The 21802-nt window shown below is 37.3% G+C and carries 16 protein-coding genes; 2 read left to right on the top strand and 14 right to left on the bottom strand.

Going from position 1 to position 21802, the window contains the following annotated elements:
• Nucleotides 1-31 precede the first annotated feature (31 nt).
• On the bottom strand, nucleotides 32-934 hold the full coding sequence (locus LC457_RS10175) for an AraC family transcriptional regulator (RefSeq protein WP_223599731.1): 903 nt from the start codon (nucleotides 932-934) through the stop codon (nucleotides 32-34).
• A gap of 190 nt (nucleotides 935-1124) precedes the next feature.
• On the opposite strand from LC457_RS10175, the gene LC457_RS10170 reads away from it, so the two are divergent.
• The gene (locus LC457_RS10170) at nucleotides 1125-2177 is read left to right on the top strand and encodes an NAD(P)-dependent alcohol dehydrogenase (RefSeq protein ID WP_223599730.1); all 1053 of its coding nucleotides are present in this window, start codon (nucleotides 1125-1127) and stop codon (nucleotides 2175-2177) included.
• A gap of 53 nt (nucleotides 2178-2230) precedes the next feature.
• Here the strand turns inward: LC457_RS10170 and LC457_RS10165 are convergent, their stop codons facing one another.
• The gene (locus LC457_RS10165) at nucleotides 2231-2659 is read right to left on the bottom strand and encodes a helix-turn-helix domain-containing protein (RefSeq protein WP_223599729.1); all 429 of its coding nucleotides are present in this window, start codon (nucleotides 2657-2659) and stop codon (nucleotides 2231-2233) included.
• Nucleotides 2660-2741: 82 nt separating this feature from the next.
• On the opposite strand from LC457_RS10165, the gene LC457_RS10160 reads away from it, so the two are divergent.
• On the top strand, nucleotides 2742-3620 hold the full coding sequence (locus LC457_RS10160; RefSeq protein ID WP_223599728.1) for an NAD(P)H-binding protein: 879 nt from the start codon (nucleotides 2742-2744) through the stop codon (nucleotides 3618-3620).
• A 120-nt stretch (nucleotides 3621-3740) separates the two neighbouring features.
• On the opposite strand, the gene LC457_RS10155 is transcribed toward LC457_RS10160, so the two are convergent.
• The 12 genes from LC457_RS10155 to LC457_RS10100 all read right to left on the bottom strand — a co-directional run bounded on the left by LC457_RS10155 (nucleotide 3741) and on the right by LC457_RS10100 (nucleotide 21769).
• The gene (locus LC457_RS10155; RefSeq protein WP_223599727.1) at nucleotides 3741-5024 is read right to left on the bottom strand and encodes an ectonucleotide pyrophosphatase/phosphodiesterase; all 1284 of its coding nucleotides are present in this window, start codon (nucleotides 5022-5024) and stop codon (nucleotides 3741-3743) included.
• Nucleotides 5025-5133: 109 nt separating this feature from the next.
• On the bottom strand, nucleotides 5134-5979 hold the full coding sequence (locus LC457_RS10150; protein ID WP_223599726.1) for a GNAT family N-acetyltransferase: 846 nt from the start codon (nucleotides 5977-5979) through the stop codon (nucleotides 5134-5136).
• Between the two features lie 172 nt (nucleotides 5980-6151).
• Nucleotides 6152-6931: a T9SS type A sorting domain-containing protein gene (locus LC457_RS10145; protein WP_223599725.1), complete on the bottom strand. Its 780-nt coding sequence runs from the start codon at nucleotides 6929-6931 to the stop codon at nucleotides 6152-6154.
• Nucleotides 6932-6935: 4 nt separating this feature from the next.
• A complete protein-coding gene (locus LC457_RS10140) occupies nucleotides 6936-7460 on the bottom strand; it encodes an ankyrin repeat domain-containing protein (protein ID WP_223599724.1) in 525 nt (174 codons plus the stop codon).
• Nucleotides 7457-8002, bottom strand: coding sequence for a YceI family protein (locus LC457_RS10135; RefSeq protein ID WP_223599723.1), 546 nt, complete (start codon nucleotides 8000-8002; stop codon nucleotides 7457-7459). The genes LC457_RS10140 and LC457_RS10135 overlap by 4 nt, the downstream gene beginning before the upstream one ends.
• Nucleotides 8003-8012: 10 nt before the next feature.
• A complete protein-coding gene (locus LC457_RS10130) occupies nucleotides 8013-8360 on the bottom strand; it encodes a hypothetical protein (RefSeq protein WP_223599722.1) in 348 nt (115 codons plus the stop codon).
• A 1-nt stretch (nucleotide 8361) separates the two neighbouring features.
• Nucleotides 8362-9204 (bottom strand): DUF5777 family beta-barrel protein, encoded by an 843-nt coding sequence (locus LC457_RS10125; RefSeq protein ID WP_223599721.1) that lies wholly within the window; start codon nucleotides 9202-9204, stop codon nucleotides 8362-8364.
• 125 nt (nucleotides 9205-9329) lie between these two features.
• Nucleotides 9330-9980 carry a Crp/Fnr family transcriptional regulator gene (locus LC457_RS10120; protein WP_223599720.1) on the bottom strand — a complete coding sequence of 217 codons (651 nt, stop codon included), beginning with the start codon at nucleotides 9978-9980 and terminating at the stop codon, nucleotides 9330-9332.
• 185 nt (nucleotides 9981-10165) lie between these two features.
• Nucleotides 10166-10471, bottom strand: coding sequence for a DUF3467 domain-containing protein (locus tag LC457_RS10115; protein ID WP_002976436.1), 306 nt, complete (start codon nucleotides 10469-10471; stop codon nucleotides 10166-10168).
• An 87-nt stretch (nucleotides 10472-10558) separates the two neighbouring features.
• Entirely contained in the window at nucleotides 10559-14824 is a 4266-nt protein-coding gene (gene rpoC, locus LC457_RS10110) for a DNA-directed RNA polymerase subunit beta' (RefSeq protein WP_223599719.1), read from the bottom strand.
• An 84-nt stretch (nucleotides 14825-14908) separates the two neighbouring features.
• Nucleotides 14909-18730, bottom strand: a complete 3822-nt coding sequence (gene rpoB / locus LC457_RS10105) for a DNA-directed RNA polymerase subunit beta (protein ID WP_213277147.1) — start codon at nucleotides 18728-18730, stop codon at nucleotides 14909-14911.
• A gap of 441 nt (nucleotides 18731-19171) precedes the next feature.
• A complete protein-coding gene (locus LC457_RS10100) occupies nucleotides 19172-21769 on the bottom strand; it encodes a T9SS type A sorting domain-containing protein (protein ID WP_223599718.1) in 2598 nt (865 codons plus the stop codon).
• Nucleotides 21770-21802 lie beyond the last annotated feature (33 nt).

Below are 21802 nucleotides of genomic sequence, written 5' to 3'. Positions count from 1 at the left end.
TGAAAAGATTAGTGATATTAGTGTTAAAAAGCTAGTTCAGAATTTTGTACTCACTTGGAGAAATACCCACCTTTGTTTTGAAGAGTCTTGTAAAATGCTGTGGATATTTAAAGCCCAGATCATAGGAAATCTCACTGATTGTTTTTGCCTGATCCAGAATCTGTTCTTTGGCGATATCAATAAGTTTGTTGTGGATAAATTCCTGTGCGGAAATTCCCAGTTCTTTTTTTATTAAATCCCCAAAATAATTAGCAGACAAATTCAGTTTTTCTGCAAAGTAGTTGACCATCGGAAAACCGATATTTTTAGGATTTTCAGATTTTAAATACTCGTCAACCAGATTTTCAAATTTCCCAATCACTCCCTGGTTGATATGATCTCTGGTAATAAACTGACGGTCATAAAAACGCATACAGTAATTCAGGAAAAGTTCAATATTATTGACAATTAAAGATTTACTGTGTTTATCAATAGCCTGTTCAAGCTCAAGTTTAATATTTTTAAAACAATCCAGCACCACTTCTCTTTCTTTTTCTGAGAGATGAAGCGCTTCATGCACATCATAAGAGAAGAATGAATAGTCTTTCATATTCTTCCCTAAATTGGTTCCTTTTATTAAATCCGGGTGAAAAATTAATGCAGAACCTGCAGGCTGAATATATTTATCTTTGTTATAAATTCCATAGGTCTGACCGGGAGCGATAAAAACCAATGTTCCTTCCTGATAATCATAGCTGTGTTTTCCATATTGCATATCTCCGCACATTACATCTTTCAGAAAAACGGTATAAAATCCAAATGTTCTTTTATGCTGGCAGATAGGATCAGATTTGGAAAAATCAATAACACTCACCAGCGGATGCAGGGTTTCATGATTCGCCATTTTATTGTATTCTGAGACCGTATTATAGATTTCAACCTCCTGATTTTCCATGAAGTATATTTTTATTTCTATTCAAAATTACCACTTTCTTATGTAACTGAAATAGGGTCTGTAAAATTGGTAAGTAATTCGGTAATCTGTATAAGTCTGGTTTACTAAAAAGTTTCGACTTTTGTATCGTTATGGTAACTTTAATACATCCATATAATAATTTATAAACCTAAATAAACTAAATATAAAAATGAGTACAATCACAGTAAAAGCTTATGGTGCAGAGTCTACCACAGCAGACCTGAAAGAAATGAATATTGAAAGAAGAGAAGTAACCTCAAAGGATGTAGAGATTGAAATCCTATATTGCGGGGTATGCCACTCTGACCTTCACACGGCAAGAAATGACTGGGGCGGATCTTTGTATCCTGTAGTTCCGGGACATGAAATTGTCGGGAGAATTACCAAAGTAGGAAGCGAAGTTTCCAAATTTAAAGTAGGTGATCTTGCAGGGGTTGGATGTATCGTAGATTCATGTGGACATTGTGACAGCTGCCAGCACGATCTTGAGCAGTATTGTTTAAACGGCTTCACAGGAACTTATAATGGAAAAGACAAGCATTTGGGAGGTCATACTTTTGGAGGATATTCTCAAAAAGTAGTTGTGGATTCTCACCATGTTTTAAAAGTACCTGAAAATCTTGATCTTGCAGCAGTAGCACCACTTCTTTGTGCAGGTATTACAACATGGTCTCCTTTAAAGCACTGGAATGTAGGTCCCGGCTCTAAAGTAGCGGTTGTAGGACTGGGCGGTTTAGGCCATATGGCGATTAAACTGGCAAAAGGATTGGGTGCTGAAGTTACTTTATTTTCAAGAACTCCCGGAAAAACTGATGATGCAAAACAACTGGGTGCTGATCATGTTGTTATCTCTACGGATGAAGCACAAATGGAGTCTGTAAAAGGAAAATTTGATGTGATTATTGATACGGTTCCTTACGTACATGATGTAAATCCTTATGTGGCAACTTTAAATATCAATGGAACTCATGTTCTTGTAGGATATCTGGGAGGTTTGGAACCTATCCTTAATACTGTTCCGATGATTATGGGAAGAAAATCTGTAGCAGGTTCCGTAATTGGAGGTATTGCAGAAACTCAGGAATTATTAGATTTCTGCGGAGAGCATAATATTGTTTCAGAAATTGAAATGATCAAAATGCAGGACATCAACGAAGCTTATGAAAGAATGTTGAAAAGTGACGTAAGATACCGTTTCGTCATTGATATGCAGTCTTTATAATTCTTCTGGAGAATAGTAACGAAAATATGCGCTTCGGATTGAAGCGCATGTTTTTATTTTTTAAGATTTTGGCTAAATGTATTCTGAGCCTGATTTGGTATAAATCTGTTTCCTTCAGCACATTTGATATCATTTCTTTCCATATCCTGAAAAGCCCATGCAGCCATTGCATCAATAACGGGAGCCAGCTCATTACCTGCATCACTCAACTTATAGGTGACATGAGGAGGTACTACAGGTTTTGCTGTTCTGATAATTAATCCGTCTGTTTCCAACTGTTTCAGATGCTGAATGAGCATTTTTTCCGTTACGGCAGGAATTGCTTTTTTCAATTCGCTGTATCTTTTTTCGCCTGTGGAAAGATTAAAAAGAATAATAGGTTTCCAGAATCCTCCAATTCTTTCCATAACGTACATTACGGGACAATCCTGTACCGTCTTTCTGTTTTCCTGAATAGTTGAACTTTCTTTGATTGCTGTCATATCTACATACTTTAGGGTAAGTACTTGTATAAAAGTAAGTACAAATATAACTTTGTTCTCAGAAATAAAAAAATATTTACATATGAAAATCGTAATCACAGGATCATTAGGAAATGTAGCTAAACCACTAGCACAACAATTAATTTCTGAAGGACATACTATTACCGTAGTAAGCAGCAGCGATGCAAGAAAGCAGGATATTGAATCTCTGGGAGCAACTCCAGCAATAGGTTCTATCACGGATGTTAACTTTTTGGCTCATACATTTGAAGGTGCGGACGCTGTTTTTGTAATGACACCTCCAGCTATCAGCCCGGATAAGATTGTGGAAAACACAACCAATGCAGGAAAAAATTATGCTGAAGCTTTAAAAAATGCTAACGTAAAAAGAGCTGTAATGCTAAGCAGTGTTGGAGCAGAATCTCCTGTAGAAAACGGCCCAATCGCAGGTCTCCACAATATTGAAAAAATATATAATGAAGTAGAGAACACTTCTTTTACTTTTTTAAGAGCCGGATATTTTTATAATAACTTTTTCAACGATATCCCTTTGATTCAAAATGCAGGAATCATTGGTGGTAATTATCCTGCAAATATCGAAGTTCCTGTAGTACATCCTACTGATATTGCCAAAGCCGCAGCTGAAGAATTGGTAAAAAAAGAAAATACCAACAACATCAGATATATTGTAAGTGATGTACGAACAGCTTCCGATTTTGCAAAAGTTTTAGGTACTTCTGTTAATAAGCCTGAACTTCCATGGGTAGAATTTTCTGATGAAGATTCTTTAAACGGAATGCTTCAGGCGGGATTACCTGAAGATATGGCTAAGTTGTATGTTGAAATGGGAAGAGGAATAAGAACGGGTGTTGTTCAAAAGGATTTTATTGATCATGGTTCTCCTGTTACAGGAAATGTTAAATTGGAAGATTTTGCGAAAGAGTTTTCTTCTCAGTTTTAATTTCTTTTGTCTTGAAACAAAAGTTCAAGACTGGAAATGCTAAGTCAATAATAAAAACCAGTTTCGGCGCACCTTTGGTGCGCCGAAACTAGTTTTAATTTTTATTTTTTAATCCTCAGATTATTTTTTCTCTTTCAATGTTTCTTTTAAAACTTTCAGTTTTCCATCAATAGGCTGATCAATTTTTAATCCTAAAACTTCAGCAACCAAAGGATAAACATTGATATTGGCAAATTCTCCGATTGTCAAATTATTTTTAAATTCAGGTCCCCAGGCAAAGAAAGTCGCTTTCATTTCCGGAACAACTTTAGGGTTGTAACCATGTTTTCCAACCGACGTCTTTTTACCTTTTTCCAAGAAAATCTTTGGTGCTTTCGGAATCAGAAGAATCTGACCGATCCTGTTGTATCTGTCATCTCTTGTTGCAAAATGCAGGTATTTGGGAAGCTTTTTATCCAGATATACTTCGTAATCGTCTGTTTTACTGGCTTTCAATTCTTTATAAACTGCTTTTACCTCATCCGGATTTTTAACGTAAACTCTTAACAGGGTTTGAGAATTGTAAAAATCAAATCTGTTTTTATCAAAAAGCACAGCCGGAATTTCCAATGGTGTACCGCCATCGACTTTAATCATGCCGTGGTCGGAAACAAAAATAAAGTTAACATTTTTTAATCCTAATTCATTTACTTTCTGAGCAAGGTCACCAATCGCCTGGTCTATCAGATGAACAGCCGTTTCTGTTTCTTTGGCGTCCGGACCATAATGATGTCCGCTTCCATCTACTTCCGGGAAATATAATGAAATAAAGTGAGGTCTTTTATCTTCCGGTAACTTCAGCCAGTTCACTACTTTTCCTACTTTTTCTGAAGGTGTGAATTTTTCATGATAAGGATAATAATAAGTAGGTCTCATTCCTCCTGCATCACTGGCAGATCCTACCCACATTAAAGAAGCCGATACCATTCCCTGTTTTTCGGCAAGTCCCCAAAGTGGAGTTCCTCCATACCAGCTCCCGTCCTCAGCATTTTTTTTACTGCTCATTGCATAGCCTTCTTTTCTCTTGTAATCATAGAAAAAGTTATCAATCAAGCCATGATGGGATGGATAAAGTCCGGTGATTAAGCTCCAGTGGTTTGGGAAAGTAATACTTGGATAGCTTGGAATCATGGCTTCAGCTTTTACACCGCCATTAGCCAGTTTCAAAAGATTTTCAGCATTGTATTTCTGAGCATAGTCATAACGGAAACCGTCTGTAGATATCATAATCACGTAAGGTTTAGACTGTGCCTCTGTACTGTTTTGTCTACCCGGGATCACCACCTGGGCTGTATCAATATTTACCTGTTGTGCAAAAGCCGTAAAGGAAATTAACAGTAGTAAAAAATGGATTCCTCGCTTCATTATTTAAAAATTTTCTGCAAAGTTACATCCTATACTTCTGCCTGAAAAGTTTAAGAGATTAAAAGTATATTAAAAGCGATTATTTTTTTTGAATCAAAATTAAAACTCATTAAATAGGTCTTTTCATTTCAAACTGTGACAGCCAATTGTTCAGTCCTGCTCTTTCGCTAAGAAATTTACTGGTGTTTTCCGAAGAATCATCTACATTGTTCAATGCAATAGCCTGCCCTCCATTTTTTTTCGAAATGGCATTAAAAAGCGTCGTTCCTATTCCCTGATTTCTGAAACCTTTATCTACAGCAAACTGGTAGATTTTTTTCGCTGCAGGACCATAAACAATATACCCAACAAGCTTCTCATCAATATAAGCACCTAAAGTCACATATTTCTCAGGCATAGGCTCCAATACGAAAACAGATCCCTGCCATGAAGGTTCGATATCCCAGAAAGAACGTAATTTTTCCCATTGAAAGTCATTCAAATCCTTAATAGAAACCTCAGCATTATCTTTTCCCTGCTTAATGCTACCGTTAAAGCAAAGCAATCTTCGGACAATACTAAAGCCTAAATTTTCATATGCCCTGATAGCAGGCTGATTTCCTTCAATAACTTCAAGCAGTAATGTATTGGTATTTCTTTCCTTTAAAACAGGAATAATAAAATCATACATTTTTCTCACCAATCCTTTACCTCTGCTTTCCGGAACGACTCCTGTTCCTCCGTTGTAGATTATTTTTTCTCCATTTTCAACTTTTTCAGACTGTAGAATAAAACCAACCAGCTTTCCGTCTTCAAATGCTCCGGCGGATAAATTCATATCTAGTTTTTCAGCTGCAATTTTTGAAACAAGTACTTCTTTCGTTAAGTGAAAAGGAACAACATAGTCAGAAAATGAATGATTGAATACCGATAAAAGTTCATCTGTTGTGATATGGGCTAAGGTTTTAAATTCCATTGGTCGTAAAAAATTATAAGGCTAAGAGATGGCCTTTTATTAAAAATCCGTATCTACACAAATATATGAATTTTAAAGCAACCTCCCTGAAATTGGGACTTAAGAAAAAATGATACCCCTGAAAAATCAGGGGTATGCATTACTAATTATTTAGGTGTGTTTTTTCTGAAAATTATTCTTTAATCAGTTTTTCGTAAGATGTAGTTCCATCTTTTAAAGTGATTTCGAAATAATAAGTACCGGATTTTAAATCTCTGACACTGATATTTTCTCCCTCAAGCTTTACAGATCTTACTTTTCTTCCGGCAGATTCATAAATATCAACAGATTTTATTTTATCTGCATTTTTAAAGCTCACCGTTTCTTTCGCCGGGTTTGGATAAAGAACCATTTTCTTACTTTCGGAAGCTGTTTCTTTAGTACCTAAAGTACCAAAACTCAGGGATGTAGTACCACAGCTGTTAGAACCGTGATAACCAATCGTAAAATTCGACAATCTACGTCCATAGGTAATGTTTAAAGGGCCTGCAGGAGGAACAGTAAAAACATAATCATTAGCATCTCCTGTGTTTAAAGCTCTTGTAGCGATTACGGTACGAACACTTCCTGCCACTGTATTAGATGTTACAGTCCAGTTTTGAGTTCCATCCAAAGGCGGAACCACTCCTTGTCCATTAAATGTTCTGTCACTTAAATTAGTTCCATCAAAAATTACAACGTCTTTCCCTATATCATCCATATTCGTTGTATTGAAAGCCATTCCCAGCCATCCCGTAGAAGGCCCGACAAGGGTAAGGGTAACTAAAGAAGGGGTAAGGTCAATCTTAACTGAATAAGCCAAATCTGCTCCTCCCGGTGTGGAAAAAAGAGGTACAGTTCCTGTCGAATATTGACTTTTTACATGAAAAAAAGCAAAAAATCCGATCAATAATAATGTAGTTTTTAATTTCATATGGTCAATTTTTTAATAAGTTAATAATGTCTTGATTTTTAGTAAATAATGCATACTCAAAAACAGTTTTCCCTTGTTTATCTGATAATGTCTTATTTGCTTTATTCTTTAGCAGCAGTTCTACCATTTCTTTGTTTTGTGACTGAACAGCATATATCAATGGTGTTACTCCACTGCTGTTTGCCACATTGGGATCAGCTTTGTTCGCTAATAATTTCTGAGTAAGATTTTTATCTCCTTTAAAAACAGAAGCCGTTAAAGCTGTTCCTTCTCCACTTGCGTAATTCATATTTTTAACGTGAGTAATTAAAAATTCTGCAACAGGGATATTTCCTCTGTAACAAGCTAAAATAAGGGGAGAGAATCCGTTTTCATTCACCTGATTAATAATATCCGAATTTTGTTTCATCAGCTCCTGTACTTCAGGAACTGTTCCGCTTCTGGCAATATCAAATATTGATTTTGCCTTTTCCTGAGCAAATATCAATGAGCTCAGAAATAGTCCTAAAATTAAGATTAGATTTCTCATTGTTTTACCATTACGTAATTGTATTCGATGTTGACATTTTCTGCCACTTTTTTGGTAACCATTTTAGGGATAGTCACTTTATAATCTGCAGGTTTAGCCACAAAACCACCCTGCATATAGATTTTACCATCTTTTGCATATAATGTGGCTGAAGAAGCAACCGCTTTGTCTACACCATGAAAGTTAAGCGTTCCCTGAACGGTATATTTCTGAGGACTGGCCGTAAGTTTTGTTTTATCAAAGTTGACAATTTTCCCTTTGAAAGTTGTTTTCGGGTATTTTGCAGATTCAGCATAACTCTCATTGAAATGCTCCTCCATTAATTTGGTTTTAAAATGAAAGTTTTTAACGGTTGAAACGGATGCCATTTCACCATTATCCGCGTTCAGAATAACAACATTATTGTCATCCTGGGCAAAGATGTCATCAAACAGAGGAACCGAGGCTTCAAAAGTTACTTTTCCTGTCTTAGAACTGTATTTTTGTGCTGAAGCGTAACTGGCAGAAAGCAGTAATACGCTTAATAATGCTAATTTTTTCATATCATTTTTTTTAATTTTCATTGAGCCCGTCAGCTTTCCACTTTATGAAAACATTGATCTGAGCTGCGGACAATGATCCTCCCTTAGGCATTTTCTCCGGATCACCATTGGGTCTTTGGATACGGTCCAGAATTCCGTCTATGTTGTCTTTTACCTGATCATAAGTAACGAGAGGTTTATAGCCACTGGCAGAATGACAGCCAATGCAATTGTTATCCACAATGGGTTTTACATCTGCTGTATATTTTACAGGTACTGTGATTGGTGTATTATCAGAAATCTCTTCATAAGTTCTGCTGTCACACGCCGTCAGTATGATTACTGACGACACTATCAATAAGGATGTTAGCTTTTTCATATTAAAAAACTCTATAAAGATTAAACCCAAAGAAAATATGTCCTTTCCCCCATGCTCCTGTAGCATTGGTAAGATATCCGATATCTGAATTTATCTGGGAGTTCGTCAATAAAAGCTGGAACACATGTCCTCCGGTTTCTATATCCACCCCCAAAGACAGTGGGTTTTTATAAAAACTGTGATCGTCGAAATTCACAAAGTATTCTGCATTCACAGAAACTCTTTTGGAAATTTTGTAGCGCCCTCCCAAACCTGCCAAAAACTGATTTTTGTTTTCAATGGTAGGTTCGTAAAGGTTTTTATGAACAAAGGATGGAGTAAGCTGTAATGAAAGCTTATCATTGAACCTTCTTGAAATTAATGCCTGTGTAAGATAAGAAAGCCTGTCACTGAATTTAAGGTGTGGATAGGTATCTTTATCCAGCTCAGTATTAGCCCCCATTACATTGTATCCCACAATATCCACCGGGAAGTTTTCATTTTGTCTTACCAGTCTGTATTTCACGGCTCCTTCAAACGTCTTCATATTCGTTTCTCTGGAAAGGCTTACGGATACTGCATCTGAAATACCATAGATAACACCTAATTTGGTAGAGGCATGATCCAGACCGAAAAAGTCTTTAAATCCTGCGCTTATGTCCCCAAATCTGTGAGCAACGATAATGTACCATTCTTTTTTGGCAGCAAGTTTTGTGGATTGTCCCGTGACAATCTGAAGTGCTTTAAAGGCGGGTTGTGAAGTTTCTGTGTTGGTTTTCACCGTGTCAATATCTTTCAGCAGATCTTCCTGTGCAAAGACAAGACCTGAAGAAAATATTGACAAAAATAAGAGAGTTTTCGTCATATACAATTTGAATTAAATTATGATATAACAAACTTATTGAGTTCTCAATTCAAAAACAGGTGATAAAAGTCACCAGCCAAATTGTTTTTATCAATGATAGAAATAAGCTTTTCAAACAATTAGAATTAGATTATTCTAACATTTTCATTTACAGGAACTTTCATTCCTTCTTTAGTTTGAATAATTTCACCTTCGCTTTCAATTTTTTTCAAAACTCTGCTCACCACTTCTCTGGAAGTTCCCAAACTGTTGGCAATTTCACGATGGGTGATCTTAATAGGATTGTTTCCTGTGGATGAAATCTGCTGTTTGATGTAATTCAGGACTCTTTTATCCAGCCTGTGGAACACTGCATCATTTACCATATTCATCACTTCTGAGAATCTGCGGTCATATTCATGATAAAACAGTTTATTGATTTCCGGGAATTTTATCAGCCAATCATGCATTACAGAAACGGGAATAAGAATAGCTTCCGAGTCTTCTTCAGCAATAGCATACACCCTGCTGATATAATCAGTCAGAATAGATGAAAAGGTCATAAGGCAGCTATCTTTAGGCTTAATATAGTAGTAGATCAGTTCTCTTCCATCATTAAGGGTAAAAACCTTGATAGAGCCTTTTATAAGGAAAGGGACAAACTTATTTTTCTGCCCTTCTCTTATGATTTCAGTTTTTGCTTTTATATCAACTGCAACAGCATGCTTTTCCAGCTCAGATAAAAAATCGGCTCCTAAAAAGCCAAATTTACTTACAGCGAATGCGTTATCAACCATATCCTATATTTTCTACTTTTTCTCAAACAAAGATATAAAATTGATGAATGGTTATTATATATTTTTATGTTATTAAAGAAAATTAACAATTACATAAGTTCTATACTATTTTCTAAGTTAGAATTAGCACAAAAAACACCCCGGTTAAAAACCAGGGCATTTTTATTTTATTGTAAAAAGAAATCTTACGCTTGAACGTTGTTTCCTCCTAATACGAAAGGCTCAACTTCTTTGATTTCTCCGAACTGCTGCTCGTAGTTAGCGATGTTCTGTTGAAGAGCGTTTAATACTCTTTTAGCGTGAAGTGGAGCAAGAATAACTCTTGATCTTACTTTAGCTTGCTGAACACCTGGCATCAACTGAATAAAGTCTACTACAAATTCAGATGGAGAGTGGTTTACTAAAGCTAGGTTAGCATAGATACCAGCAGCTACCATTTCGTTTAATTCGATGTTGATGTTTCCGTCTTGTGGATTTTGATTGTTGTCCATTGTTATAAATTATGTTTTTAAAATTCGAAATTTGAGATTGTGAAAATATAAAAATAATTTCAAACCTCAAATTTCAAATCATTAATTTTAGTTAAGGTCTTCGAATTCTTTCTTAGAACCTACAATAACGTTCTGATACTCTTTAAGACCTGTACCTGCAGGGATTCTGTGACCTACAATTACATTTTCTTTAAGACCGTTAAGATCGTCTACTTTACCAGCAACCGCTGCTTCGTTAAGAACCTTAGTTGTTTCCTGGAATGATGCTGCAGACATGAATGACTTAGTCTGAAGTGCTGCTCTTGTAATACCTTGTAGTACAGGAGTTGCTGTAGCAGGAAGAGCTTCTCTTACTTCTACAAGACCTAAATCTTCACGCTTCAACTTAGAGTTTTCATCTCTTAATTCTCTTGCAGTAATCATCTGACCTGGCATAAATTCTTTAGAATCACCAGCATCTACTACTACTTTAAGACCAAATACTCTGTTGTTTTCTTCTAAGAAATCATATTTGTGCTCAAGAGCTCCTTCAAGGAATTGAGTATCACCTCCATCTACGATAGATACTTTCGTCATCATCTGTCTTACGATAATTTCGAAGTGCTTGTCGTCGATTTTTACCCCTTGTAGACGGTAAACTTCCTGAATCTCATTTACCAAGTATTCCTGAACTGCTGTTGGGCCTTTAATTCTTAAGATATCTTCCGGTGTAATAGAACCGTCAGAAAGCGGAGAACCTGCTCTTACGAAGTCATTCTCCTGTACCAAGATCTGGTTTGATAATTTAACTAAGTAAATTTTTCTTTCTCCAGTTTTAGCTTCAACAATAAGTTCACGGTTACCTCTCTTAATTTTTCCGTAAGAAACTACCCCGTCGATTTCAGTAACAACCGCTGGGTTTGAAGGGTTTCTTGCTTCGAATAATTCGGTAACTCTCGGAAGACCTCCGGTGATATCCCCTGCTTTTGCAGATTTTCTTGGGATTTTGATTAAGACTTTACCAGCCTTAATTTTTTCACCATCGTTAACCATTAAGTGGGCTCCTACCGGTAAGTTGTAAGCTTTTTGCTCAACACCTTTAGAGTCTACCACCTTCAAGGTAGGTACGGCTTTCTTATTTCTTGATTCAGAGATTACTTTCTCTTCAAATCCTGTTTGTTCATCAATTTCAAGTTGGAATGAAATACCCTGGATGATATCCTCGTATTCTACCTTACCCGAAGTTTCAGCAATAATTACCGCGTTATATGGATCCCATCTACAGATTGTATCTCCTTTCTTCACTTTATCACCTGGCTTTACAGCTAATATAGATCCGTAAGGTACGTTAGCTACCATTAATGGAGTTCTAAGCTCATTATCAGCAACTAATCTGAATTCTGTTGAACGAGAAACTACAACCTCAGCAGTGTTACCGTTTTCATCTTCAGAAGTAATCGTTCTTACTTCATCCATTTCAACGATACCATCTCTTCTTGCAACGATAGATGGGTTTTCTGATACGTTTCCTGCAGTACCCCCTTGGTGGAAGGTTCTCAACGTAAGCTGAGTACCTGGTTCCCCAATTGACTGTGCTGCAATTACACCTACCGCTTCACCCATGTGGATCACTTTACCTGTTGCTAAGTTTCTACCGTAACATTTAGCACAGATTCCTTTCTTAGCTTCACAAGTTAATGGTGAACGAACCTCAACAGACTCTAATCCAGCCTCTTCGATTCTTTTCGCCAATGCTTCAATGATCACCTGATCTGCGCTTGCAATAAGCTCGTCAGTTTCAGGATCATAAATATTATGAAGAGATACTCTACCTAAGATTCTTTCAGAGATTCTTTCAACGATCTCGTCATTTTTCTTAAGTGCAGTAACTTCTGTACCTCTCAGCGTTCCACAGTCATCTTCTGTAACGATAACGTCCTGTGCAACGTCTACCAATCTTCTCGTTAAGTAACCAGCATCGGCTGTCTTAAGAGCGGTATCCGCAAGACCCTTACGGGCACCGTGGGTAGAGATAAAGTACTCTAGAATCGAAAGACCTTCCTTAAAGTTTGCAAGGATCGGGTTTTCGATGATCTCCGCTCCGGTAGAACCGGCTTTCTGCGGTTTTGCCATCAAACCTCTCATCCCTGATAACTGACGGATCTGTTCTTTAGAACCCCTCGCTCCAGAGTCAAGCATCATATATACAGAGTTGAAACCACCTTGGTCAGTTTTCATTCTGCTCATGATCATTTCAGTTAATCCTGCGTTGGTATTTGTCCAAACGTCGATTACCTGGTTATAACGTTCTGTATCGGTAATTAGACCCATGTTATAGTTAGCTCTAATTTCGTCTACAGTTTCAATTGAAGAAGCAATCATCTGCTTTTTCTCAACAGGAACTACAATATCCCCAAGTGAGAATGAAAGACCTCCTTTGAATGCGTTTGAATACCCTAAGTCTTTCATTGCATCAAGGAACTTCACAGTTGTAGGGAAGTCTGTATCAGCAAGGATCTTACCGATAACATTTCTCAATGATTTCTTAGTAAGAAGTTCATTGATATATCCTACCTGCTTAGGTACAATCTGGTTGAATAAAATTCTACCTACAGAAGTTTCGATCAATCTTGTTACTATTACTCCGTCTTCTTTAACAGGTAGTCTACATCTTACCTTAGCATTTAAAGAAACTCTACCTTCAGCATAAGCGATTTCCGCTTCTTCAGGAGAATAGAATGCAAGACCTTCGCCTTTTACTTTCATATCTTCTGTAGAGCTCAATTCTTTAGTCATGAAATAAAGACCAAGAACCATGTCCTGAGAAGGTACTGTAATCGGAGAACCGTTTGCGGGGTTCAAAATGTTCTGAGAACCTAACATCAATAACTGAGCTTCAAGGATTGCCTCTGGTCCTAACGGTAAGTGTACCGCCATCTGGTCACCATCGAAATCGGCGTTGAATGCTGTTGTTACCAACGGGTGTAGCTGGATTGCCTTACCTTCGATCATCTTAGGTTGGAAAGCCTGGATACCCAGTCTGTGAAGCGTAGGTGCTCTGTTCAATAGAACAGGGTGACCTTTCATCACGTTTTCAAGGATATCATAAACTACAGGTTCTTTTCTGTCAATAATTCTCTTTGCAGATTTTACAGTTTTTACAATCCCTCTTTCAATTAGTTTTCTAATGATAAACGGTTTGTAAAGTTCAGCTGCCATATCTTTAGGAATACCACATTCGTGAAGCTGTAAGTTTGGACCTACAACAATTACAGAACGCGCAGAGTAATCTACCCTTTTCCCTAGTAAGTTCTGACGGAAACGACCTTGCTTACCTTTCAATGAATCAGAAAGTGATTTCAATGGTCTGTTTGATTCAGATTTTACTGCAGAAGATTTTCTTGTATTATCGAATAATGAATCTACTGATTCCTGAAGCATACGCTTCTCGTTTCTCAAGATTACTTCAGGAGCTTTGATCTCCAATAATCTCTTCAAACGGTTATTTCTGATAATTACTCTTCTATAAAGGTCATTCAAGTCAGAAGTTGCGAAACGTCCTCCATCCAATGGAACTAATGGTCTTAATTCTGGTGGAATAACAGGAAGTACACGCATGATCATCCACTCTGGTCTGTTGATCATTCTTGTATTAGCACCTCTCAATGCTTCTACAACGTTCAATCTTTTAAGAGCTTCTGTTCTTCTTTGTTTAGAACCTTCGTTGTGAGCTTTGTGTCTCAAGTCGAAAGACAATGCATCAAGATCGATTCTTTTTAATAGATCTTCTACAGCTTCAGCACCCATTCTGGCGATGAATTTGTTTGGATCAGAATCATCAAGATACTGGTTTTCTACAGGAAGAGTTTCCATGATATCAAGGTATTCTTCTTCTGTAAGGAATTCCATATTTTCGAAATCAGAACCATCTAATTTTTTAGCAATACCCTGCTGAATCACTACATATCTTTCGTAGTAGATGATCATATCTAATTTCTTAGAAGGGATTCCTAAAAGGTATCCGATTTTGTTTGGCAATGAACGGAAGTACCAGATATGAGCAATAGGAACAACCAATCCGATATGACCGATTCTTTCTCTTCTTACTTTTTTCTCAGTAACTTCTACACCACAACGGTCACAAACGATCCCTTTGTAACGAATTCTCTTGTATTTACCACAAGCACATTCGTAATCTTTTACAGGACCAAAGATTTTCTCACAGAATAATCCGTCTCTTTCAGGTTTGTGAGTTCTGTAGTTAATAGTTTCCGGTTTTAAAACCTCCCCTCTTGAGTCTTGTAAAATAGACTCCGGTGAAGCTAAACCGATGGTTATTTTATTAAATCTACTTGTTTTATTTTTATTTGACATTTGTTAGATTTTAAATTTTAGATTTTAGATTTTAGATTAATTTCTGAATGTTGCCATTCAACATTTATAATTTAAAATTTAAAATTATTCCTCTAGTCTTACGTCTAATCCAAGACCTTGTAGCTCGTGAAGTAATACATTGAATGATTCCGGAATACCTGGTTCAGGCATAGATTCACCTTTTGCAATTGCTTCATAAGTTTTTGCTCTACCAATCACGTCATCCGACTTCACAGTCAGGATTTCTCTCAAGATATTGGATGCACCGAATGCTTCAAGTGCCCAAACCTCCATCTCTCCGAATCTCTGACCTCCGAACTGAGCTTTACCTCCTAACGGCTGCTGAGTAATCAATGAGTAAGGTCCAATAGAACGTGCGTGCATCTTATCATCAACCATGTGTCCTAGTTTCAACATGTAAATGATACCTACCGTCGCAGCCTGAGTAAATCTTTCTCCGGTACCACCATCATAAAGGTGAGTGTGACCGAATTTAGGAAGACCTGCTTTCTCAGTGTATTCAGTAATCTGATCAAGACTTGCTCCATCAAAGATTGGTGTAGCGAACTTCAATCCTAGTTTTCTACCAGCCCATCCAAGAACGGTTTCGTAGATCTGACCGATGTTCATACGAGAAGGTACCCCTAGTGGATTCAATACGATATCTACCGGTGTTCCATCTTCTAAGAACGGCATGTCTTCTTCACGAACGATTCTTGAAACGATACCTTTGTTACCGTGACGTCCCGCCATCTTATCTCCTACATTCAGTTTACGTTTCTTAGCGATGTAAACTTTAGCTAACTTCATGATACCTGCCGGAAGTTCATCTCCGATTGAAATTGCAAATTTCTCACGGTTTTTAACTCCTTGGATGTCGTTATATTTGATTTTGTAATTGTGAATTAATTGTTTGATCAATTCATTCTTGTCAGCGTCTACTGTCCAGTCTGCACCACTAACGTTTACATAATCTTCAACTGAAGTTAATAACTTGTGAGTAAATTTCACACCTTTACCGATGATTTCTTCGTCAAGGTCATTTTGTACCCCCTGAGAAGTTTTACCGCTTACCAGTGTATTTAATTTTTCAATTAAAGTATTTCTCAACTCGTCAAATTTAGCCTTGTAAGTGTTTTCAATTTCTTCAAGTCTAAGTTTTTCTTCAGTTCTTTTCTTTTTGTCTTTAATGTTTCTTGAGAACAATTTCTTGTTGATAACAACTCCTCTTAATGAAGAGTCAGCTTTTAATGATGCATCTTTTACATCACCAGCTTTATCACCGAAGATTGCTCTAAGAAGTTTTTCTTCAGGAGTCGGGTCAGATTCACCTTTTGGAGTAATTTTACCAATCATGATATCTCCAGGCTTCACTTCAGCACCGATTCTGATCATACCGTTCTCGTCAAGATCTTTGGTAGCTTCTTCAGATACGTTTGGAATATCCGCTGTAAGCTCTTCCATACCTAATTTGGTATCACGAACTTCAAGAGAATACTCATCTACGTGGATTGAAGTAAACCAGTCTTCACGTACAACTTTTTCGTTGATTACAATTGCATCCTCGAAGTTGTACCCTTTCCAAGGCATGAACGCTACTACTAAGTTTCTACCAAGAGCTAATTCTCCTTTTTCAGTAGCATAACCGTCACAAAGTACTTGTCCTTTTTCCACTACATCACCTACTCTTACGTTTGGTCTTAGGGTAATGGTTGTACTTTGGTTGGTTTTTCTGAACTTAGTAAGTTTGTATGTTTTAGTAGCAGACTCGAATTGTACTAAATCTTCGTCTTCGCTTCTTTCATATTTAATAACGATTCTGTCAGCATCTACGTACTCTACAGTACCTGTACCTTCAGCGTTAATTAAGATTCTTGAATCTCTTGCAACTTGCTGCTCAAGCCCTGTACCAACGATTGGAGCCTGTGGCTTCAATAGAGGAACGGCCTGACGCATCATGTTAGATCCCATCAATGCACGGTTCGCATCATCATGCTCCAGGAAAGGAATCAATGAAGCGGAAATACCTGAGATCTGGTTTGGAGCTACGTCGATAAGGTTCACCTGAGCAGGCTCCACTACCGGATAGTCACCATCCAATCTTGCAATAATTCTGTCTGTTAAGAAATCTCCGTTATCACTCAATTCAACGTTTGCCTGAGCAATTACTTTATCTTCCTCATCTTCTGCATTTAAGTAAATAGGGTCAGCGTTAAGATCAATCTTACCACCTTCTACTTTTCTATATGGAGTTTCGATGAAACCAAGGTTGTTGATTTTCGCATAGATCCCCAGAGATGAAATCAAACCGATGTTTGGTCCTTCCGGAGTTTCAATCGGACAAATTCTTCCGTAGTGAGTATGGTGAACGTCACGAACCTCGAAACCTGCTCTTTCTCTTGATAAACCACCAGGCCCTAGTGCAGATAATCTTCTCTTGTGAGTGATCTCTGATAACGGGTTGGTTTGGTCCATGAACTGAGAAAGCTGGTTGGTACCGAAGAATGAGTTAATTACAGACGTTAATGTCTTAGCATTTACAAGATCAAGCGGAGTAAAGATTTCGTTATCTCTAACGTTCATTCTTTCCTTGATTGTTCTTGCAATTCTTGAAAGACCTACTCCGAACTGTCCTGCTAACTGCTCACCAACAGTTTTAATTCTTCTGTTTGATAAGTGGTCAATATCATCAACCTCAGCTTTAGAGTTTACAAGTTCGATTAAGTGTCTTACGATAGCAATGATATCTTCTTTTGTAAGAACCTCAGTTGTTGTAGGAATGTTAAGACCTAACTTTTTGTTCAATCTGTAACGTCCAACTTCACCTAAAGAGTATCTCTGCTCAGAGAAGAATAATTTTTCAATGATTCCTCTTGCAGTTTCCTCATCTGGCGGATCTGCGTTTCTTAACTGACGATAAATATACTCTACCGCTTCTTTTTCAGAGTTAGTAGGGTCTTTTTGTAATGTATTCTGGATGATAGAGAATTCGTTGCTGTTTTCTTTGTGAATCAGGATTGATTTCACACCAGCATCCAGGATAAGATCTAAGTGTTCTTTTTCAAGGATTGTTTCTCTATCCAGGATGATCTCGTTTCTTTCAATAGAAACTACTTCACCTGTATCTTCGTCTACGAAATCTTCGAACCAAGTGTTCAATACTCTCGCAGCCAATGTTCTCCCTTCCACTTTTTTAAGGGCAGCTTTAGAAACTTTCACTTCTTCCGCAAGGTCGAAGATCTGAAGGATATCTTTATCAGATTCGTATCCGATAGCTCTTAATAAAGTTGTTAATGGTAATTTTTTCTTACGGTCGATATACGCGTACATTACGCTGTTGATATCTGTTGTAAATTCCATCCAAGATCCTTTGAAAGGGATAATTCTTGAATAGTAAAGTTTGGTTCCATTCGCGTGGTAAGTCTGTCCGAAGAATACACCAGGTGAACGGTGAAGCTGCGTAACGATAACTCTCTCAGCACCGTTGATGATGAAAGAACCACTTGGCGTCATGTAAGGAACCGGACCTAAATATACGTCCTGAACCACTGTCTGGAAATCTTCGTGTTCCGGGTCAGTACAATACAGTTTAAGTCTAGCTTTTAGAGGAACTGAATAAGTAAGTCCTCTTTCCACACACTCATCGATTGAATAACGTGGAGAATCTACCAGATAGTCCAGGAATTCTAATACGAATTGGTTTCTAGAATCCGTAATTGGGAAATTCTCTTGGAAAGTCTTGTAAAGAGCTTCTGTCTTTCTGGCTTCAGGAAGTGTATCAAGCTGGAAAAATTCTCTGAAAGACTCAATTTGGATATCCAAAAAGTCAGGAGTGATGATTTTTCCTTTCGCTGATGAGAAATTAATTCTCGGATTTCCTTGAGTTGTTGATTTTGTTTTACTCATAAAACTTTTAAGAAAGGGTTAAAAAATATTTTGATTCATTAAAAAATATCAGAAAAGAACAAAAAACAAGGTAAAAGTAAAAGGTAAAAGTGTTTTTGGCGCTCACAGAAGACCTTAGGACTCTTTTAACTATGCACTTGGTTCTTTCTAACTGCAACACTGGTATATCTTTTCACAGTGTAATGCAAAATATTTTTATTACTTTTGAGGCAGCATTACCGCAATATCTACATATACGAAATCCCCTTCACGTTTTCACAATGAAAGAGTTGATTTTCAGTATATTATAAATTTACAAACAATTTTTCGCGCCAAAAGAAGGGCAAAGATACAAAAATCTATCCACAATAACAAATAAATCATCTCATTTTGAGACTCTTAAAAACAAGAGAGGCTGCTCAAATATGAGCAACCCCTCCACAACACAAGCTAATCTTATGACTATTTCACAATAACCTTATAAGATTTTATTTTTGATTTGGTTTCTATTTTAATGATATAAACCCCTGTAGGAAGTGAAGATGTATCAATACCGGTATTGGCATTAAATTTATCTGTCCTAATTACCTGTCCCTGTGCTGAGAACAGAGTATACACTCCTTCTTCTGCAGATGTAATTCTAAGATTTTCTCCTGCTTTTACCGGGTTTGGATAAACTTTCACATCATTGGCAGCATCAGTAATTTCCCCAGCTGTGGTTTTTGCAGCAGTTTTAGAAGCACTTTTCAGTAATGAAGCATATGGTGAAAGCGGAGAATCAGGGGAACCTCTTTTCACAAGATCAGTATCTACAACTGCCTGAATACCGTCTTTATCCTGATCATTAATTGTAGAGATAAATCCACCTCCTAAAGTATCCAGATTACCTTTTCCGATCTTATAAAGGTCAAGATCTGATCCGTTGGAAGTAATATCGAGGAAGTCCGGTTTATCATCTCCATCTGTATTTTTGATTGCATATTTCAATATTCCTGAATCAGGTGATGTTTCCAGAATATCAGCGATCCCGTTTTTACCTACCGGAACATTTGCATCGATAACTCCGTTGTGATCCGCATCAATCTGATTGATGACTGATGTTGGAATTCCTGATTCAAACAAATCTAAGATACCATCGTTATCAGAATCAAGATCCAGATAATTCGGAACTGAATCTCCCAATACCGGTGTCAACAGAATATCTCCTTCATTATCATCATCCTGGAATTTTCCATTTTTATCAAAGTCTTCCACAGCATCAGGAATACCATCGTTATCAGAATCCAGATCGCAAGCATCTACAATACCATCTCCGTCTGTATCAAGTGCAGGAGATTTATCATTCACTTCTGTACATCCTTCTGCACAGTCAGGAATTCCGTTTCCGTTATTATCTATGCTGTCATCACCTCCAGGGCAACGGTCAAAACAGTTTGGAACACCATCGTTATCATCATCTCTGCTCGCAAAAGCATTATAGATATAATAACTTTGAGGAATGCGAACCGCAGTTCCGCTGTTGAATGTAATTTTAATACGGTTGAAAGGCTTTGTAGCTTTTCCCCCGACATAGAATTTATTTGAATTCGTTGTGAAGAAGTTTCCGCTGATAAGACTTCCTGAGCTCGTAAAAGTATCTGTCAGCGTATTTCCGTTGTATAATGTCACAGTGATATTTTCCAGAACACTTACTCCAAGAAGGTTTCCTGCTTTTTCTACAGTAAACCCGGCCATCGTATTGACTGGAAGCACAGTATTACTGCTTACCGTTGCAAATGCTGAAAAAATACTAAGAAAAGATGCTGCCGGAACCGTAGCCGTTGCATAATTAGACGGATTATTATCCACAATAGCTTCCGGATTGGTCATCTTCGCTAAAATAAGACCAAGAAATCCCGGACCTGATGTCCATGAAGTTCCAGATACCAAATTTCCAGGTACCGCAGAACCACTTGTCTGGATTTTATCATCACATTCGCAAGAAACAGGTTCTTCAAAAGCATAGTAAACTTTTAAAGCTCCTAAATTAAATCCAACTGTCTGGGTAATTTTTAATCGTACTTCATTGAAAGGCTTAGTAGTCGTTAATGTAACTTTTTGTTTTCCTGAACCGAATCCCAATACTTTTATATTAATCAAACCACCTCCGTCAGATAGTTGTTTTGAATCCTGAAGCTGGCCGTAAAGGTAAGTTTCTATTGTAATATTCTTTAAAAACTCTGCACTTAAGAGTTTTCCCTGATCATCCGGTTCTATTACAAAACCTGTCCTGTTACCTGCAGGATACACCTGGTTTTTATCAAGAACCCCAACTGAATAAGATCCCAGTAATCCGACCGGAAGAACTATTGATCCGTAAGAGTTTTTATTTCCATCTCCAATTCTTTCTTTATTCTGAACATAAGAAAGCGGAGCCAGGAAACTGCTGCTTCCGGATACATTCCCATCAACACCGCTTCCTGCAATGATATCATCACAAATACCATTATTGTCTGTAGGTACTTTTGCAGGATCAAATGCAAAGGCATAATACACATTCATAGCACTGAATACGGAAAGAACATTGGTTTGGTACAGTCTTACTTCATCAAATTCTTTTGAAGTTTTAAAATGAAGGAATATCCTGTTTTTACTTCCTCCGAATGCAGGAACTGACAAAAGAGTACTGCTGGTAGTGGTCTCCTGAAGAACACCATTTTTATAAGTACTGATTCGTAAAGAACTCAACAGATCAACAGTAATAAAACTCGTTCCAAGATCTACATTGAATCCGGTAATATATCCTGCAGGATAGGTTGTATTTTTATTCTTCACAGAGATTCCGTTTCCACTTAGCAGGGAAGCGAAATTCCCCATGCTTACGCTGTTGTCAAGACTTGCATCCACCACCGGATTCATACTTCCGTTATAACATGCCAGGCAGATCCCTGAATTGTTGACAGGTTTTGCCTCTACACCCATCCCACGGATCGGTTCATAGCCCTGCTGCGCAAATACTACTGCTGACATTATCAGTGTCATAAGCATCGCAGCTAACTTTTCGAATAATTTTCTGGTCATTTTTTATTTTTAAGGTTTGTGTTTATTTGTATT

The organism is Chryseobacterium sp. GVT01B, from assembly GCF_019970045.1.
Classification (GTDB): Bacteria; Bacteroidota; Bacteroidia; order Flavobacteriales; family Weeksellaceae; genus Chryseobacterium.
The sequence above is the reverse complement of the archived record's forward strand: the minus strand, read 5'-3'. Positions and strand labels throughout refer to the sequence as shown.